Origin of the sequence: Mesorhizobium sp. CA8, assembly GCF_020164955.1 — a bacterium.
Classification (GTDB): domain Bacteria; phylum Pseudomonadota; class Alphaproteobacteria; order Rhizobiales; family Rhizobiaceae; genus Mesorhizobium.
In genome coordinates this window covers 150,566-169,292 of sequence record NZ_JAIUHG010000014.1, presented here as the reverse complement: position 1 = coordinate 169,292, position 18,727 = coordinate 150,566, and the positions used below count along the sequence as shown (strand labels likewise).

Genomic DNA, 18,727 nt, shown 5'->3' with positions numbered 1-18,727 from the left:
TACAACCGCCTGATCGCGAGACGGCGGGCGGCGGTGGAGACCACCTTCGCCACGCTCAAGAACCGCATGAAGCTGACGACGATCCGCTATGTCGGATTAGCCAAGGCCGCAGCTCAAGTGACGATGGCTGCGATCGCCTTCAACATGCGCCGATGGGCCGCCATCACAGGATAGGTGCGCCTGCAATCCGGCCTGAGGCCACACCGCCACCCTCAATTCCACCCCAAAAGCCAAAACGGAGCGAGACCTCGCGACCAAATCGCTCCGCGAGCCTGTCCTCGCTAACTGCGCAACAGGCCCCTTGTGGGAGAAGGTGGATCGGCGCGCAGCGCCGAGACGGATGAGGGGTGCTCCAGCGGAGTAAGACCTCAAAATTGAAGGCCCTCGGGCGCTTAATTCTGCAGCGCGGAGATCCTTGCAACACCCCTCATCCGGCCGCTTCGCGGCCACCTTCTCCCACAGGGGGAGAAGGGGAAATCTGCGCTTACTCGTCCGCCTTGAACGTCTGCTTCTGCTGGCCGAGCCCTTCGATGCCGAGCTCCACGACGTCGCCGGGCTTCAGGAACACCGGCGGTTTCATGCCGAGGCCGACGCCGGGCGGGGTGCCGGTGGAGATGATGTCGCCGGGATGCAGCGACATGAACTGGCTGAGATAAGACACCAGGTACTTCACGCCATAGACCATGGTCCTGGTCGAGCCGTTCTGCATGGTCTTGCCGTTGACGGTCAGCCACATCTTCAGGTTCTGCGGGTCGGCGACCTCGTCCTTGGTGACCAGCCACGGGCCGGTCGGGCCGAAGGTGTCGCAGGACTTGCCCTTGGTCCACTGGCCCTGCCGCTCGGCCTGGAAGGCGCGCTCGGAAACGTCATGCGCGACGCAATAGCCGGCGACATAATCCAGCGCGTCGTCCTCCGAGACATATTTGGCCGTCTTGCCGATGATCACGCCGAGCTCGACTTCCCAGTCGGTCTTGACCGAGCCGCGCGGGATCAGCACGTCGTCATCGGGCCCGACGATCGCCGAGCTTGCCTTCATGAAGATGATCGGCTCCGGCGGCACGGTGGCGCCGGTCTCGGCGGCGTGGTCGGAATAGTTCAGGCCGATGCAAATGAACTTGCCGGTGCCGGCGACGCAAGCGCCCAGGCGCGGCTTGCCGGCGACCAGCGGCAGCGACTTCGGATCGAGTTTTGAGAGCATCTCCAGCGAGGCCGGATGAAGCGTCGTGCCGGCGATATCGGCGACATGAGCCGAAAGGTCGCGGATCGTCCCATCCGCATCGAGCAGGCCGGGCTTCTCGCTACCAGCTTCGCCATAGCGCAACAACTTCATCATTCTTCTCCTAAGGTGCGGCCTGAAGCCATTTGCAAAATTCGTTTCGATTGGGGACGTTGCGAAAGCCGGGCGGACCGTAGCCATCGATCTGATCCCCGGCAAGCGCGAACGCCGCATCGGGCGATCCGGCGAAAGGGATTTTCAGACTGATCGATGCAGGACCCCGATCTCCTGCCAAGCCCTTTCCGATCCCTCAGATCGACCAGCCGCCGTCGATGTTGTAGGCCTGCCCCGACGTGTAGGTGGCACCAGCAAGGTAGACCGCGAGATCGGCGATCTCCTCCGGCGTGCCAAGCCGGCCCATGGGCTGGCGGGCGATGAAGGCGGCGCGCGCTGCCTCATAGTCGCCCTGCGCATGCATGCGGTCCTGCAGCGACGGGCTTTCGACCGTGCCCGGGCAGATGGCGTTGCAGCGAATGCCCTTGGCGACATAATCGGCGGCGACCGCTTTGGTCAGGCCGACCACGGCTGCTTTGGTCAGCCCGTAGACGAAGCGGTTCGGCACACCCTTCTGCGAGCTTGCCAGGGAGGCCATGTTGATGATCGAGCCGTCGCCGCGCTCCAGCATGCCGGGCAGCACGGCGCGGATGGTGCGGATCATCGAACGGACGTTGAGGTTGAGCGCGAAGTCGAGATCCTCGTCCTTCATCTCGAGGATGGAGCCCCCATGGACGAAGCCGGCGCAGTTGAACAGCACGTCGACGCGGCCGATCTCGGCGAAGGCAGAAGCGACGGCCGCGTCGTTCAGCACATCGAGCTTCCGGGTCTTGATGCCTGATGTCTTGCCCAACTCGGCCAGCAGCGGCTCGTTGATATCGGTGGCGTGAACGGTCGCGCGCGCCTTGGCGAAGGCCAGCGCGCTCGCCCGGCCGATGCCTTGCGCCGCCGCGGTGACGACGACCACTTTACCTGCCAGATCCGCCATGTTTTTCTCCTCACCTGCCTGGTGCGTCCGCGTCTATCGATGGCCAGTCCGGGCGTCATGCGCCAGACCGTCAGCACCGTACGGCCTAAGTTCTTGCCCATAGATAAAGATGTTTTTTCTGGTTAAAGAACACCCGCACAAGCGTCAAGCCCGAACGCCCACCTTCGCGACAGCAGCCAAACGGCTCCGGCACGCGGATATCATTGCCGCGAGGGTGCGGGCGCGCCTCGCGCGAAGGGCATCAGTCGCCGTAAGGCACCCAGACGTTTTTGACCTCGATGGCGCGGCGCAGGAACGGTTCGCCGGCGGCCTCGCTCGAGGTCCAGTCGAGCGTGCGGCCGTTGCCGGTCCAGACCCGCTTCAAGTTGCCGATGGAGTCGGCCTCTGCCTTGGCGCAGATGTCGGCATCGGCGAACACCCAGAGCCCGTCGACATCGTCATGCTTGGCCAGCACGCCGGCGAGCTCGGCGCTGCGGCCGGTGACGATGTTGATGGCGCCGGGGGGCAAGTCGGAATATTCGATCACCTGATAGAGGTCGGTCGCAAGCAGCGGATGACGCTCCGAAGGGACGGCGACGACGGTGTTGCCCATGGCAAGCGCCGGCGCGACCAGCGAAATGAAGTTGAGCAGCGGCTGGTTGTCCGGCGCGACAATGCCGACGACGCCAACCGGCTCGTGCAGGGCGAGCGTGACGACGCGGGCCGGCGGCTGGTGGACGCGGCCCTCGAACTTGTCGGTGAGGCCGGCATAGAGGAACAAGCGCTCGATCGACTGCTCAACCTCTTCGCGCGCGGCCTTCGCCGCCACGCCGGTCAACTGGACAAGGCGCGCAGCGAATTCATCGGCGCGGCCCGACAGATTCTCGGCGAAATAATAAAGCACCTGGCTGCGGTTATAGGCGGTCGCTTCCGGCCAAGCCTTGCACCCACGGGCGGCAGCGACGGCATCGCGGATGTCCTTGCGGTTGCCGAGGCCGACTTCGCCGGCAAGCTTGCCCTTGGCGGTCGCGACGGCGAGCGAATAGTTGCCATCCGGGCGCACCTGCTTGCCGCCGATGAACAGCTTTGCCGTGCGGTCGATCGCCGTGCCGTCGGCCTGTTCGACCGGCTGGGCCGAGCCGGCGGCGGCCGGCTTGATGGCCGGGCCAATCGGCAGCTTCACCGCCAGATACTCGAACATGCCCTCGCGGCCGCCCTCGCGGCCAAAACCGCTTTCGCGATAGCCGCCAAAGCCGCAGGCGGCGTCGAACATGTTGGTGCCGTTGACCCACACCACGCCCGCCTTCAATTGCGGCGCGACATGCAGGGCCAGATTGATGTTCTCGCTCCACACCGAAGCAGCCAGGCCGTAGCGCGTGTTGTTGGCAAGCTCGATCGCTTCTTCGGTGTTGCGGAAGCTCATCGTCGCCAGCACCGGCCCGAACACCTCTTCCTGCGCCAGGATATTAGCCGGCGAAACACCCGTCGCCAGCGTCGGCAGGTGATAATAGCCGGAGGACGGCAAAGCGGCGTCCGGCTGCCAGCAGACGGCGCCCTGTTTCGCGCCCTCGGCAATGAGACCCTTGACGCGGTCGAGCTGGGTGCGGTCGACAAGCGGGCCGATATCGGTATTCTTGTCGAGCGGGCTGCCGACGCGCAGCCGGCTCATCCTGACCTTGATCTTGGCGATCAAGGCTTCCGCAACGCCTTCCTGCACCAGGAGACGCGAGCCGGCGCAGCAGACCTGGCCCTGGTTGAACCAGATGCCGTCGACCAGACCCTCGACGGCGCTGTCGAGGTCGGCATCCTCGAAGACGACGAAGGCCGACTTGCCGCCGAGCTCCAGTGAAAGCTTCTTGCCCGACCCGGCGGTGGCCTTGCGGATGATCTTGCCGACTTCCGACGACCCGGTGAAGGCGATCTTCTGGACCCCGGGATGATTGACGATGGCCGCACCCGCCTCCGGTCCGCCCTGGACGATATTGACGACGCCTTTCGGCACGCCGGCCCGCTCGCAGATCTCGGCGAACAATATGGCGGTGAGCGGCGTGAATTCGGCCGGCTTCAGCACCACCGTGCAGCCGGCGGCCAAAGCCGGCGCGATCTTCCAGGCCAGCATCAGCAGCGGAAAATTCCACGGGATGACCTGGCCGACGACGCCGACCGGCTTGTGGTCGGGAAAATCCTTGTCCAGCGCCTGTGCCCAGCCGGCATGATGGATGAAGTGGCGGATCGCCAGCGGCACGTCGATGTCACGGCTCTCGCGGATCGGCTTGCCGTTGTCGATCGATTCCAGCACCGCGAACAGGCGCTGGTGGCGCTGCATGGCGCGGCCGATGGCATAGAGCACTTTTGCTCTGGCGTAGCCGGAAGACGCCGACCATTTCGGCAGCGCCTTGGCGGCCGCGGCAACCGCTACGTCGATATCGGCGGCGGCCGCATCCGAGACCTTGGCAAGCAGCTTGCCGGAGGAGGGTTCGCTGGTCTCGAAAGTCGTGCCTCTGGCCGCCGCTTTCCAGGCGCCGTCGATGAAAAGGGCCTTGGAGAAATCGCGTGCGGCGAGCCAGGCGTCGGCCTCGTTACGAGCTTCCGGCGCCGGGCCGTATTCCATGGCATGATAGCGTTCGAGGATGTTCATGGGATGCCTCTTTTACCCTCCCTTGTGGGGAGGGTCGATCGGCAGAGCCGATCGGGGTGGGGGTAAATGGCTGATGGTTTCGTTCATTGGACTGGCTGATCTGGTTTTTACGACCCCACCCCGCCGCTGCGCGGCGACCCTCCCCACAAGGGGGAGGGTGGAAGCTCACGCCATCGCGTGGCGGTGGTTGGCCGAATAGTGGCCGGTCAAATGATGTTCGAGCTGGCGTTCGATGTCGGTGAGCAGGCTGGACGCGCCGAAGCGGAACAGGTCCGGCTCGAGCCAGGGACGGCCGAGCTCTTCCTTCATCAGCACCAGCCAATCGAGGGAAACCTTGGCGGTGGAAATGCCGCCGGCCGGCTTGAAGCCGATGAGATAGCCGGTCTCCTCGAAATAGGCGCGGATGGCGCGCACCATGGCAAGGCCGACGGGAAGTGTGGCGTTGACGCTTTCCTTGCCGGTCGAGGTTTTTATGAAATCGGCGCCCGCCATCATCGCCACCATCGAGGCGAGCATGACGTTGCGCAAAGTGGCGAGATCGCCGGTGCCGAGGATGACCTTGAGATGCGCATCGCCGCAGGCCGCGCGCATCGCGACGATCTCGTTGAACAGCTCGCGCCATTTGGCGCCATAGACCAGGCCGCGCGGAATGACGACGTCGATCTCGTCGGCGCCGTCCTTCACCGAAGCCTCGATCTCCTGCAGGCGCGTCGAGAGCGGCGCAAGGCCATGCGGGAAGGCGGTCGAGACGGCGGCGACATGGATGCCGGTGCCGCGCACGGCGTCGACTGCCGTGGCCACGAAAGGATGATAGACGCAGACCGCCGCCGGGCGGATGGTTTCGCCTGATATGCCGAGGCCCTCGATGATATCGCGGCGCAGCGGGTTGATCGCCTTGGCGCAAAGCCGGCGCACGCGCTCGTCGGTATCGTTGGAGTTCAGCGTGGTGAGATCCATGCAGGCAATGGCGCGCAGGAGCCAGGCGGCCTGGTTGTCGGCCTTGATCGAGCGGCGCTTGGTCAGCGTCGCGACGCGGCGCTCCAGCGCCGAACGGTTGACGCTGCGCACCGATTCCAGGAAGCCGAGATCGAGCTTCATGCCGGGGTTGCGGGCAATGCCATGTTCCAGCGGCACTGGCGTGTTGGCGGCGGCGCGCGCCGGCAGCGGCATCACCTTGGACGCGCCTGCGCCTGCGCCGGCCTCGCGGATCGTGCTCATCTCCTGCCCTTTCATTCAGCGCCTTTGCGCTTTATGCCTTCGTGCGTGTCATTGGGTGGCACGCACGAAGATAGCCCGTGAAGCGATGCTTCACGAGTCTTTCAAAGGGTCATAGCGCAAAAAGGCCGCTTCGTCATACTCGGGCTTGACCCGAGTATCCATGCCGTGACCTCTGCCGCAGAGTGCAACGGTGGAGAATTCTGTAACCGCCGCAACGCCTTAGCATAACGGCTGGATTCTAGGGTCTGCGCGCGTCGCTCCGCTCCTTGCTCCGCCCTGGAATGACGAAGCGCGAATGTCGTCGCTAATCTCAGACGCCTCCAACAGAGCTGGCGGACTGCGATATGCCTCAGCCGACGAAGGCGCGCTCGACGACGAAGCTGGCCGGATGGCTCAAGGAGCCTTCCTGGAAGCCGAGGCTTTCGGCAAGTTCCTTGACGTCCTTCAGCATGTGCATCGAGCCGCATATCATGATGCGGTCCGTCTCGGGATTGAGCTTGTCGATGCCGAGGTCCGAATAGAACTTGCCCGAGCCGATCAGAGCGGTGATGCGGCCCATGCGCGCCGATTCCTCGCGGGTCGTCGAATTGTAGAGCGTGACGCGGCCGCCGGTCAGCTCGCCGATCAGCGGGTCACTCTCGAGCCCGGCCGCCAGTTCCTGGCCATAGGTGAGCTCGGCATTGTCGCGGCAGGTGTGGGTGAGGATGACCTCGTCGAACTTCTCGTAGGTGTCAGGGTCGCGCAGCAAGCTGGCGAAGGGCGCGATGCCGGTGCCGGTCGAGATCATGATCACGCGCTTGGCGGGCGTCAGCGCGTCGAGCACCAGCGTGCCGGTCGACTTCTGGCGCATGATGACGGTGTCGCCGACCTCAATCTTCTGCAGCTCGGAGGTCAGCGGACCGTCCGGCACCTTGATCGAGAAGAATTCGAGTTCATCATCCCAGGCGGGGCTGGCGACCGAATAGGCGCGGAAGATCGGCTTCTCGGCATTGGGCAGGCCGATCATGACGAACTCGCCGGAGCGGAAGCGCAGCGACTGCGGCCGGGTGATGCGGAAGGAGAACAGCCGGTCGGTGTAATGCTTCACCGACACCACGGTCTCGGCATAGACATTGGCCGGGATCGGGAACTGCAGCGGCCTCGCGCCGGCGACGTTCAACGCGGATGTCGTGTTCATTCCAACCCAACTTTCCGGCCCAGATGGAACGCACTGGGCGCCAAACTTTCTCCTGCGCGCCCGAACGGTCAGGTCCCGGCGTGCTCGCTGCACATTGACAAGCGGTAAGCTCTTGTGTCCGAAACTTATTAGTATACAAATGATCTTGAGGTCAAGATGGCGACGTAAAACGCCTTTCCAAACCGAGGCATATCCGTAGTCCTGGCATTTCGGGTTTCGGCAATGAATGAGAAATTTTCGGCGTCGGCGGGAAGCGTCGTGGCTGGCATCGATGTCGGCGGGACTTTCACCGATCTGCTTTTGATCGACGGCAAGGCGGGTGGAAAGGTCCATATCGCCAAGACCCCGACCACGGTGGAAAACCAGGCCTTCGGCGTGGTCGCAGCGCTTGGCGCCACCGGCTTTCCGATCGACGGCATCGACCTCATCGTGCATGGCACGACGACCACGACCAACGCCGTGCTGGAACGGCGGCTGGCGCGGACCGGCATGATCACCACACGCGGATTTCGCGACGTGATCGAGCTTGGGCGCCGCACGAGGCCGCAGGCCTATGGCATGACGGGCACTTTTGTCCCCGTCATTCCTCGCGACCTTCGGCTCGAAGTGTCGGAGCGGGTCGAGGCGTCGGGCGCCGTGCGCATTCAACTCGACGAAGCCGAGATGCGCGATGCGGTGAAGAAGCTCCTCGACGCCGGCTGCGAGTCGCTGGTCATCCATTTCCTGCACTCCTACGCCAACCCGTCGCATGAGCGGCGCGCCGCCGAGATCGCGGCGGAGCTCTGGCCGAACGGCCACATCACCACCGGCCATGCGCTGCTTTCGGAAGCGCGCGAGTTCGAACGCGGCGTGACGGCGGCGGTCAATGCCTCGGTTCAGCCGATCCTGGAGCGCTATGTCGAACGGCTGCGCAAGGAGCTGGCGGCGAAGGGCTACGCCCGCGACTTCCTGATCATGAACGGCAATGGCGGCATGATCTCGGCCCGCTTCGTCACGCAGGAATCGGCCAAGACCGTGATGTCCGGCCCGGCTTCGGGCGTGATTGCCGCTGCCTATACGGGAAAGCGCGCCGGCTTCGGCAACCTCGTCACCTACGACATGGGCGGCACCTCGACCGACGTGGCGCTGATCCGCAACGCCGAGCCTGCCGTGTCGAACGAGATCGAGATCGAATATGCGATGCCGATCCATGTGCCGATGGTGGCGGTGCACACCGTCGGCGCCGGCGGCGGCTCGATCGCGCGCGTCGATGCGGCCGGGCTGATCCAGATCGGCCCGGAAAGCGCGGGCGCCAACCCAGGCCCGATCTGCTACGGGCGGGGCGGCATCGAGCCGACCATCACCGACGCCAATCTGGTGCTCGGCCGCTTGGCGCCGAAGAAATTGCTGGCGGTCGACAATCCGGTTACCGTCGAGCGCGTCACCGGCATTTTCGAGGAGAAGATCGGCAAGCGCACAGGCCTCTCCGGTGTCGAAGCGGCGGGTGCTGTGCTGAGGCTCGGCAATATGAAGATGGCGGGCGCGATCCGCATGGTGTCGGTCTCGCGCGGCCACGATCCGCGCGATTTCGCGCTGTTCGCCTTCGGCGGCGCCGGGCCGCTGCATGCGACGGCGCTCGCCCGCGAGCTCGGCCTGCCCCGGGTGCTGGTGCCGGCGCGCCCGGGCATCACCAACGCGCTCGGCTGTGTCGTCGCCGATCTCAGGCATGACTTCGTCAACACAATCAACCAGCCGGTCGGCGGCCTCGACGAAGCTGCGCTTCGCGAGGTGTTGGAACGGCATCGTAACGAAGGCGAGGCGCTGATCGGCAAGGAAGCGGTTAAACCCGAGGTGATCCGCGTCACCCATTCGGCCGACATGCAGTTCGTCGGCCAGACGCACATCATCAACGTGCCGCTGCCCTCCTCGTCGGTTTCACGAGAAACACTGCAGCTTCTGTTCGAAAAAGCCTATTTCGCCCGCTTCAAGGTCGAGTTGCCGGAGATCCGCGCCAACCTCGTCAACCTCAACACCTCAGTCACCGGCGTGCGGCCGCAGATCGACCTGTCGCGGCTGATCGACCCCGCAGGACGTGCCGCCACGCTCGAGGAGGCGCGGCGCGAAATCCGGCCGGTCTGGTACAGCGGGCGCTGGCACGACACGCCGGTTTATGCGCGCGAAAAGCTGCCGCTCGACGCAACAATTGTCGGGCCGGCGATCCTCGAGCAGATGGATGCCACGACCGTGCTCGAACCAGGCGACCGGGCGCGCTCGGATGAGGACGGCAACATCATTATCGACATCGGCGAGGCCTAAGATGGCAAAGCTCGACACGATCACCCTTTCGGTGCTGCAGGCGGCGCTGCAGCAGGTCTGCGACGAGATGGACCTGACCTTCTCACGCGCGGCCTTCTCGCCGGTCATCGCGGAAGCCAATGACCGCTCGGACGGCATCTATTCGGCCGTCGACGGCTCGCTGATCGCGCAAGGCAGCCAGGGCCTGCCGGTCTTCGTCGGCGTCATGCAATATTCGACAAAGACGGTGATTGAGATGATCGCCGACGGACGATGCCTGCCGCCGGAGCCCGGCGACATCTACATCGTCAACGATCCCTATCTCGGCGGCACGCATCTGATGGATGTGCGCTTCGTCATGCCCGTCTATCGCGGCGGCAAGATCTTCTGCTGGCTTTCCAACACCGGCCACTGGCCGGATATAGGCGGCTCGGTGCCGGGCGGCTTCTCCGCTTCGGCCACGGCGGTCGAACAGGAAGGCCTGCGCCTGCCGCCGGTGAAACTGTTCAAGAAGGGCGCGCTCGATCCGGAAATCTACGCCATCATCTGTTCCAACATCCGGGTCGCTGACCAACGCATCGGCGATATCCGCGCGCAGGCCGCCGCGCTGCTGATCGGTCAGGACAGGCTCAATGAGATCTTGGATCGTTACAGTGACGAAACGGTTGTCGAGGCGATCGCGGAACTGCGCCGCCGCGCCGCCGAGCAGATGCGCGCCTCGATCGCCGTGATCCCTGACGGGATCTACCGCTCGCAGGCCTTTGTCGATTCCGACGGCGTGGTGAATGAGCCGCTGACCATCAATCTCGCCGTCGAGAAGCAAGGCGACACGCTGACCTTCGACTTTGCCGGCTCATCGAAACCCTGCGCCGGACCGATGAACAGCGTGCTGGCCACGACCTTATCATCGGTCTATCTGGCCATGCGGCATATTTTTCCAGAAGTGCCGATCAGCGCCGGCGCTTTCGAGCCGCTGAACGTCAAGCGGCCGGAAGGCACCTTCCTAGACGCCAGATATCCGCGCCCGGTGTCGGGCTGCGCGGCGGAGGTTTCGCAGCGCATCGCCGAAGCGGTGTTCGCGGCCATGGTGCAGGCGCTGCCGGAAAAGGTGACGGCGGCGCCCGCCGGCTCCAGCGGCAATTTCGCGCTCGGCGGCAATGATCCGGCGCGCGGGCGCGACTATGTCATGTACCAGATCTCGGGTGGCGGTTATGGCGGCAATGCCAGCCACGACGGCTTGAGCAATGGCTGTTCGACCATCGGCATTTCGAAATCGCCGCCGGTCGAGATCATGGAGCAGGCTTTTCCGGTGCTCTACCGGCATTACGCGCTGCGCGAAGGCTCCGGCGGCGCGGGAAAACATCGTGGCGGCTTCGGGCTCGCCTATGAGGTCGAGATATTGCGCGGTGAAGCCCGAGCGTCCTTCGTCATGGATCACGGCCGTTTCGGGCCGCAGGGCGCGCTCGGCGGCAAGGACGGCGCGCCGAACAGCGTGACGGTGTTCCGGGGCGGCGAAGCGCATGTACCGCCGCATCTTTCCAAAGAACAGGACATCGCGCTCAAAGCCGGGGATCGCGTGCGTGTCGGCACGCCCGGCGGCGGCGGTTACGGCGATCCGCGCGAGCGCGACCCGAAGCTGGTCGCCGAGGATGTCAGGCTTGGCTACTATACGCCGGAGCAGGCCAGGGAGATGTTCGGGGTGGACTTGTAGGCGGACGGGCCTGGCATAGGCTAAATGCCCAGCTCGAGTTCCCGCCACCCCCCTCTGCCCTGCCGGGCATCTCCCCCGCAAGGGGGGAGATCAGCCGTCACCTTCGCTTTCGCCAATCGCCAACGCTGCAGGACGAGCGCGAGCGTCCGAACTGCTAATCTCCCCCCTTGCGGGGGAGATGGCCGGCAGGCCAGAGGGGGGTGCTGTCCCTCCAGCGTCGAAAGCAACCTTTCACGCCAGCTTCGCCAGCAGCCGCAGGAACGTCGCGGTCTCCTTGGCGGTCAGCGGCGCCAGCGTCTCCTCGGTGATGGCGCGGGCGAGCGGGATCAGCCGCTCGATCGCCTCGCGGCCCTCGGACGTCAGATTGACCAGCAGCCGCCTCTTGTCGACCTCGTGCTTGGAGACTTCGACCAGCCCGCGCGCCTTCAGCCGGTCGATGACGCCCTTCACGGTTGCGGCGTCCATGGCGATCAGCGTTCCGAGCTGGTTCTGCGAGGTTTCGCCGATATCGTAAAGCTTGGCCAAAGCGGCGAATTGCGGCGGCGTCAGGTCGCCGATATGCGAGGCGAAGATCGAGACATGGCGCTGATGCGCCTTGCGCAGGATGAAGCCGACCTGGTCCTGCAGGTGGTAGTCGTTCTCGTCACCGTCCTCGGCCTCGACCAGCCGCAGCAGATTGTCCTCGCCGCTCATCTGAGGCCGTCCCATGCCTTGATGTCCTCTGCCGCCAGGCCACCCATGCGGTTGTGGATGCGCGGACCGCAGGTCATGGCGAGGCAGAACAGGATCTCGTCCGGACGCGGGCCGTCGCTGATGCCGACCTCCATGGCGTCGAAATGGCTGCGCACATAGGCGGCGTTGATGTGGCCGAGCGGCACATCGAGCCTTGACCCGAAGGCGCCGACCTTCTTGGCCGAGGGCACGATCGCCTTGGCGTCGCCCAGACGCTCGCGCATGGCGTAGCCCCCCGGCACATGCCACAGCGCGCCGTGCTCCAGCTCCCCTGCCGTGCCGACGATGGCGCCCTTGCCGTAGCCGTCGATCTTCTTCACGTCGCCGCCGAGCGCCGCGATCAGCCTGTCCGAGAGCAGAAGCCCGAGCGGTTTCAGGTCCTCCATCGCGCCCTGCAAATCCTCGACATAGCGCCCGGCGAAAGGGTTCTTGACCACGGCAAGAGCCGCCGCGCGCAGGCGGGGTTCTTTCGCCACGGGGCCACCGTCGTGAAAAATCTCCTCGGTCAGGACCGCAACCTTGCGGATCGGAAACTCAGGCATCGGCAAATTCCTCCTGTGCATGCTCGTTGGGCGCAGCGAGCGTCACCGAGCCACTGATGCGGGCCTCGCCCGCCAGAAACAAAGCCGATGCGGCGACCAGGCCGCGCCGGCGAAAATCTTCGGCGACGGCAAGGCCGTTGTCCAGCGCGCGCGCAATCTCGGCGGCGTCAAGCAGGCCGACGCTTTGCGTCACCAGCATCTCGCCGAGATCGCTGTCTGGCGCCAGATCGCGCGCCGCGGCGCGTGCAATGGCGGGATGTCCGGGCAGATCGACGGCGTTAGCAATCAGCGTCGCCGCCGCGTCGGCCTCTGCGCCCGTCGGCGCCAGCACCGTGACGGCATCGGCTATGCCCAGTGAAAACGACCGGCCGCGCCAGCCGCTGGTGGCGACGCCGCGCACGCCGTCTTCGCTGCGGATAGCGACGCGGTCGGCCATGCCATTCCCGGTGCCGGCGATCGCCACCGTCATCGTCTGGCCGATGCCAAGATGGAGAGCGCAGTCGCCGCCATTGTTGACGTAAGCGCGGTCGAGCTGGCGGCCGGCGAGCATTGCGCTGAGAATTTCGTCGGCTACCGAACCGGCAACGGCGGCCATCGGCGTGATGAAGCATTCTGCCAACGGCATGACGGCAGCCTCCATGCGGCGCGCGGTCGGACCCGCGAAGTCACGCGGCGCCAGGAAGAAGGCCGGCAGGCGCAATTCGGGAAGCTCTTCAACCACCTCGATCAGGATCGTCTGAAAGCGCGCGACTGCCTGTTCGTAAGCGGCGCGGCGTTCACCCGGCTCGCCAGAAGCCTCGACGATAAGGTCGATCGGCCCATGGTTGAGATGGAGCCGCCTCCCGTCGGCAAGCCAATGCGCCTGCGGGCCGTTCATCACCCGGCCCCGTTCGCCGCCGAACGCCGCAACTGCGCCAACGGCGGCCAGGGATTGCCGGCCGGCGCGCCGGTGTTGCTGCGCGGATTGAGATACTCGCCGCCCTTGGCGAGGATGTCCTCGATGCTGCGGATCTCGTTCTCGTAACCGCCCAGCCGGACATAGTCGTCACGGCGCATGGTGAACTCGATCGGCGCCACCAGCGCCGGCGTCGGCACATAGCCGAAGGCGCCTTCCGGCACGCGGGTGACGTCGACCATCAGCGTGATGCCGCCGCCCGGCCAGACATAGACCGGCGCGCCGCCCACCGTCACATAGGTCTTCAGGCCTTGCACCGAGCGGGTGAGGTTGACCGGGTTTTCGGTGACGCCGGCGCGCAGCGAGCCGCCGGCGCCGCCGATGAACAGAACCGTGCACAGCGCCGGCTCGCAATTGTCCTCGATCAGGCCGACGGACTTTTGCAGCCGCTCGGGAAATGGCTTCTGGACCGGCTTCAGCTGGTCGTCCAGCTCGTAATAGGCGAACTGCTCGCCGGTGGTCGACACCATCAGCAACGACAAGCCGGGACGCGCGCCCTTCTTGGCGTTCCAGTCGCCGAGGATCGACAGCGGATCGGAAATCGTGGTGCCGCCCCAGCCGAGGCCGGGCTCGGACACCTTGAAATAGCGGCCGGGGGTCGAACGGCGGCCGATGATCTTTATCCCGGTATCTTCCCAGCCCAGCACCTTGCCGGCCTGATGCTCGGAAACGACGCCGGTGATGTGGTCGTCGACCACCACCACCTCGTCGACGAGGCCGCGCCATTGCGTGGCGAACATGCCGATGGTGGCCGAGCCGCAGCCGACGCGCATGCGATGCTCGACCTTGCCGTCGATGACCGGCGCCTTGCCGGCCTCGACGATGACCGTCGCGCCGCCATCGATGGTGAGTTCGACCGGCTTGCGGTTGCAGAGGTTGAGCAGCGCGTCGCAGGTGGCGCGGCCTTCCGCCTTGGAACCGCCGGTCAAATGATGGACGCCGCCAAGCGACAGCATTTGCGAGCCGTATTCGCCGGTCGTGACATGGCCGATCGCCTCGCCTTCGGAGCGCACGGTCGCCGTCTCGTCGCCGATATGGCGGTCGGTGTCGATCTTCACCTTGACGCCGCAATAGGAGAAGATGCCTTCGGTGACGACGGTGACGAGATCGACGCCTTCGACTTCCTGGCTGACGATGAAAGGCGCGGGCTTATAGTCCGGATAGGTGGTGCCGGCGCCGATCGCGGTGACGAAGCGGCGGCCGGTGTTGACCAGCTCACCGTTCCAGGCCTCGCCCTCGGCAATGAACGGCACGACCGCGCCGCCGGTCTCGGCCGCGTGGTCGAGGATGGTCAGCGGATCCGTGCGCACGATGCGGCCGCCGACATTGCCGTAGCGGTCGCAAGCGCCGGCGCGGCCGTCGGCGATGTAGCACATGACCGGACAGGCATCGCAGCGGATCTTTTCCGCCACCTGCTTCTCGCCGGGAGCGTGGGTTTCGAAACGTTCGGCAAGCTCGCTCATCGGCGCGCCTCCTTCTCGCGGATCGCCGCCAGGATGCGGCTCGGCGTCGCCGGCACCTTGGTAACCAGGACGCCGGTGGCATGACGGATGGCGTTGAGGATCGCCGGCGCCGTCGGGATCAGCACATGCTCGCCCAGCCCCTTGGCGCCGAAGGGGCCTTCAGGATCCGGAACCTCGACGAGAATATGCTCGACCGGCGGCACGTCGCCGATGGTCGGGATGAGATAGTCGTGCAGGTTCTCGGTACGGCCGGGGATGTATTCCTCCATCAGCGCCATGCCGATGCCTTGCGCGATGCCGCCCTCGATCTGGCCTTCGACCAGCACCGGATTGATCGCCTTGCCGACATCGTGCGCTGCGGTGATCTTGATCAGCTTGACGGTGCCGAGCTTGAGATCGACCTCGAGCTCGGCGATCTGCGCGCCATAGCCGTAGACCGCGTAAGGCTTGCCCTGGCCCTTGGCGTCAAGCGGCAGCGTCGGCGGGTCGTAAGTTTCTTCCGCTACGAAGACGAAGCCGTCGGCATCGGCCTTCAGCGCAGCAAGATCGATGCGCCGCGCGGCATCGCCCTCGCGGATGGAGATGCTGTCGCCGTCGAGCGCGATCGTCGCCTGACCGGAGACATTGGCAAAACGCAGGATTTTCTCGCGCAGCGCCCGGCCGGCCTTCTCGGCGGCTTTGCCGGTGACAAAGGTCTGGCGCGAGGCGGATGTCTTGCCGGCGTCGGGCGTGATTGCGGTATCGGCGCTCTTCAACCGGAATCTTTCCAGCGGCAGGCCGAGCGCGTCGGCACAGATCTGAGCGATGACCGTGTTGGAGCCCTGGCCGATATCGACGGCGCCTTGGTGCAGGACGACGTCACCCGCGGCCGAGATGCCGACCTTGATGGTGGACGGATTTGGCAAGGAAGTGTTGCCGCAGCCATACCAGCAGGAGGCGACGCCGACGCCGCGCTTGCTTGCGGTATGGGTGGCATTGAACGTCTCCGCGTCCCCCAGCGCACGCGCCCAGTGCGGCTTGAGCTGTTCCAGGCACTCGCCGATACCGACACCGGATTCCAGGCGCTGACCCGTGACCGTTTCGAACCCGTTACGAAGGCAGTTTTTTAGCCGGAAGTCGAGACGATCCATGCCGAGCTTGGCGGCGAGCTCGTCATAGAGCGTCTCCTGCATGATGGTAGCTTGCGGCACACCGAAGCCTCGGAAGGCGCCGGCGATCGGGCCATTGGTGTGGATGGCGTAGCCCGTCGCCCGGTAATTCGGCGTGAGGTAAGGGCCAGAGGCATGCACCGGCACGCGGTTGGCGACGGTCGGGCCCCAACTGGCATAGGCGCCGGTGTTGAAATCGCCCTCGAAGACCATGCCGGTGACTCGTCCCTCGGCATCGGCGCCGATGGTCGCCTTCATCTCAGCGGGATGGCGCTTGGTGGTCGACATCATCGATTCGTTGCGAGTGTAGACAAGTGCCGCCGGCCGGCCCGTCTTCATCGCCACTAAGCCGATCAGCGGCTGCAGCGAGACATCGAGCTTGGAGCCGAAGCCGCCGCCGGTGGCGGTCGGCACGATACGGACCTTCTCCACAGGAAGGCCCAGCACCTTCGCCGTGTCGTCGCGGTCCATGTAGGGTGCCTGGGTGCAGGCGACGACGACCAGCGTGTCGCCGTCCATATAGGCGTAGCCGGCTTCCGGCTCGATATAGGCGTGCTCGACAAAAGAGGTCTCGATGGTGCCGGAGACAGTGGCGGCCGCGCTGGCGAACGCTCCTTCCGGATCGCCGCGCCCGACATGGCCGGAGGTGAGCAAGTTGGCTGGCCGGTACGGATGGATCAGTGCCGCGCCGTCAGCTTTCGCCTCGCGCGGCTGCAGCACATGCGGCAGCTCGGTCCAGGTGATCGGAAAATCCGTCAGGTCGAGATCGAGGATCGCCTCGCGCTCGCCAGCCACCAGCGCCACCGCCTCGCCGCGCATGCGGACAAAACCCTCGGCCAGCGCCGGCTGGTCTGCGAAGGGGCCGATGACGCCAAAGCAATTCTTTCCCGGAATGTCGCCGGCGGTGAAGACGCCGGTGAGGCCAGGATGCGCCTTGGTCCAGGCGGCGAGATCGCCGAAGCTGAAGCGGGCATGATAATGCGGCGAGCGGACCACCAGCACGGACAGCGCATCGTCCGGAAAAGAGTCGCCGCCGAACTTCTCGTCGCCGGTGACCTTCGGCACGCCGTCGAGGCGGATCGGCGAGGCGCCGACCGCGCGGCCCACTTCCGGCAGGCGAAGATCGAGGTCGTGCATGTGCTGCGAGGCCTGCATCACCGCCGCGACGATCTTTCGGTATCCCGTGCAGCGGCAGAGCACGCCGCCAAGCGCATCCTGCGTCTCGGCTTCGCTCGGCATAGGGTTGCGGTCCAGCAGCGCGGTGGCCGCGACCAGCAAGCCGGGCGTGCAGATGCCGCATTGCGCGGCGCCATGTTCCAGGAACGACGCCTGCAGGGCAGACAGCCGGCCATTGGCCAAGCCTTCGACAGTGGTGACGGAAGCGCCGGACACCGAGGCTGCCGGCATCACGCAGGCGCAGACCGGATCGCCATCGACCAGTACCGTGCAGGCGCCGCAATCGCCGGCATCGCAACCGACCTTGGTGCCGGTCAGCCGCAACTCGTCGCGCAACACCTGCGACAACCGCCTGACCGGCGGCACGGATACGCTGACAGTCGTGCCGTTGACCTCGAAGGCGATGTCGGCGCGTTCCATGCCAGACTGGGCCATGCCGGACTGGGCCATGCCGGATTGGACCATGCTCATGCGGCCACCTTGCCTTGATTAAGCCCGACCGCCGCGCGCACGGCACGGACGACGATCTCGCGCGCCGCCTGCTCTCGGTACTCGGCGCTGCCGCGCACATCGGCGATCGGCGACAATTCATCGTACGCCGCCGACAGCACCGCATCGACAAGCGCCTCATCGATCGGACGCCCGCGCAGGGTCGCCTCGACGCCGGCGAGGCGGCGGGCAACCGCCGAGCAGGAGCCGACGGCGATCGCCGCTTCGGCAATCACGCCGTTCTCGACCACCAGCCGCGCCGCCGCCATGGCGATCGATATGACGAGATAACGCCGGGCGCCGAGCTTGACGAAAGCCGAGCTGCCGGCAGCGGATCGCTTCGGTACACGGATGGCGGTGACCATCTCGTCCGGCTGCAGCGCCGTGCGGCGATTGCCGAGGATGAATTCACTAAGCGGAAGATGACGGACAGCTTTCAGCGACCGCAATTCGACATCGGCGTCGAGGGCCAAAAGAGCCGGCACGCCATCCGCTGCCGGCGAGGCATTGCAGAGATTGCCGGCAATTGATGCGACATTCTGGATCTGGACCGAGCCAACCTCGCGCGCGCCCGCCTTCAGCGCGTCGAAGGCGGGCGGGAGCGGCTGGCGCACGATGTCGGTCCAGGTCGTGCGGGCGCCAACCCGCCAATGATCGTCCGTCTCGGCGATGCCGCGCAGTTCGGCGAGAGCGTTGATGTCGAGGACGTTGTCGCGGAACGGCTTCGCGCCCTGCGCCGGATAGAAATCCGTGCCGCCGGCGAGAATGCGCCAACGATCCTCGCCGAGCAGAGCGAGCGCCTCTTCGACCGTGGTGGGTTTCGCGTAACGGATCACGCTCTGCCTTCCAGACAATTGGGCCTTCCCTGGCCTCCCGAGGTGCCTGCCCCGGGTCTTCTTGCCGATCTCCGGACCGGGCAAATTCATTCGTATGCAAATGATATCAGGCCGGCCGGAATTGTCAAAGC

General features: G+C 65.5%; 14 protein-coding genes. 3 read left to right on the top strand and 11 right to left on the bottom strand.

Features of this window, described 5'->3' with window-relative positions:
- Window positions 1-174 (top strand): transposase (locus tag LB553_RS17290; protein ID WP_224515125.1); only part of this gene is annotated, 174 nt, incomplete at its 5' end.
- A 310-nt stretch (window positions 175-484) separates the two neighbouring features.
- Here the strand turns inward: LB553_RS17290 and LB553_RS17285 are convergent.
- The 5 genes from LB553_RS17285 to LB553_RS17265 form a co-directional block, all read right to left on the bottom strand.
- The gene (locus tag LB553_RS17285) at window positions 485-1,330 is read right to left on the bottom strand and encodes a fumarylacetoacetate hydrolase family protein (RefSeq protein WP_224515112.1); all 846 of its coding nucleotides are present in this window, start codon (window positions 1,328-1,330) and stop codon (window positions 485-487) included.
- A 196-nt stretch (window positions 1,331-1,526) separates the two neighbouring features.
- Window positions 1,527-2,258: an SDR family oxidoreductase gene (locus LB553_RS17280; protein ID WP_224515111.1), complete on the bottom strand. Its 732-nt coding sequence runs from the start codon at window positions 2,256-2,258 to the stop codon at window positions 1,527-1,529.
- A gap of 241 nt (window positions 2,259-2,499) precedes the next feature.
- Window positions 2,500-4,875, bottom strand: coding sequence for an aldehyde dehydrogenase family protein (locus tag LB553_RS17275; RefSeq protein ID WP_224515110.1), 2,376 nt, complete (start codon window positions 4,873-4,875; stop codon window positions 2,500-2,502).
- Window positions 4,876-5,040: 165 nt separating this feature from the next.
- The gene (deoC, locus tag LB553_RS17270; RefSeq protein WP_224515109.1) at window positions 5,041-6,093 is read right to left on the bottom strand and encodes a deoxyribose-phosphate aldolase; all 1,053 of its coding nucleotides are present in this window, start codon (window positions 6,091-6,093) and stop codon (window positions 5,041-5,043) included.
- Window positions 6,094-6,442: 349 nt separating this feature from the next.
- Window positions 6,443-7,270: a ferredoxin--NADP reductase gene (locus LB553_RS17265; protein ID WP_224515107.1), complete on the bottom strand. Its 828-nt coding sequence runs from the start codon at window positions 7,268-7,270 to the stop codon at window positions 6,443-6,445.
- Window positions 7,271-7,492: 222 nt separating this feature from the next.
- Here LB553_RS17265 and LB553_RS17260 point away from each other — a divergent pair, with 222 nt between their 5' ends.
- The gene (locus LB553_RS17260; RefSeq protein ID WP_224515104.1) at window positions 7,493-9,565 is read left to right on the top strand and encodes a hydantoinase/oxoprolinase family protein; all 2,073 of its coding nucleotides are present in this window, start codon (window positions 7,493-7,495) and stop codon (window positions 9,563-9,565) included.
- A 1-nt stretch (window position 9,566) separates the two neighbouring features.
- Window positions 9,567-11,255, top strand: a complete 1,689-nt coding sequence (locus tag LB553_RS17255) for a hydantoinase B/oxoprolinase family protein (RefSeq protein WP_224515102.1) — start codon at window positions 9,567-9,569, stop codon at window positions 11,253-11,255.
- Between the two features lie 231 nt (window positions 11,256-11,486).
- Here LB553_RS17255 and LB553_RS17250 read toward each other — a convergent pair whose 3' ends face one another.
- From LB553_RS17250 to LB553_RS17225, 6 genes are read right to left on the bottom strand one after another with little or no spacing between them, the layout of a single operon-like run.
- The gene (locus LB553_RS17250; protein WP_224515124.1) at window positions 11,487-11,948 is read right to left on the bottom strand and encodes a MarR family winged helix-turn-helix transcriptional regulator; all 462 of its coding nucleotides are present in this window, start codon (window positions 11,946-11,948) and stop codon (window positions 11,487-11,489) included.
- Complete coding sequence (locus LB553_RS17245; protein ID WP_224515100.1) at window positions 11,945-12,529, bottom strand: amino acid synthesis family protein; 585 nt, start codon at window positions 12,527-12,529, stop codon at window positions 11,945-11,947. Before LB553_RS17245 ends, LB553_RS17250 begins: the two co-directional genes overlap by 4 nt.
- Window positions 12,522-13,406 (bottom strand): UPF0280 family protein, encoded by an 885-nt coding sequence (locus LB553_RS17240; RefSeq protein WP_224515098.1) that lies wholly within the window; start codon window positions 13,404-13,406, stop codon window positions 12,522-12,524. Before LB553_RS17240 ends, LB553_RS17245 begins: the two co-directional genes overlap by 8 nt.
- A complete protein-coding gene (locus tag LB553_RS17235; protein WP_224515096.1) occupies window positions 13,406-14,947 on the bottom strand; it encodes a 6-hydroxynicotinate reductase in 1,542 nt (513 codons plus the stop codon). Before LB553_RS17235 ends, LB553_RS17240 begins: the two co-directional genes overlap by 1 nt.
- A complete protein-coding gene (locus LB553_RS17230; protein WP_412033351.1) occupies window positions 14,944-17,691 on the bottom strand; it encodes a molybdopterin-dependent oxidoreductase in 2,748 nt (915 codons plus the stop codon). Before LB553_RS17230 ends, LB553_RS17235 begins: the two co-directional genes overlap by 4 nt.
- A gap of 47 nt (window positions 17,692-17,738) precedes the next feature.
- The gene (locus LB553_RS17225; RefSeq protein ID WP_224515092.1) at window positions 17,739-18,596 is read right to left on the bottom strand and encodes an FAD binding domain-containing protein; all 858 of its coding nucleotides are present in this window, start codon (window positions 18,594-18,596) and stop codon (window positions 17,739-17,741) included.
- Window positions 18,597-18,727: the final 131 nt, after the last annotated feature.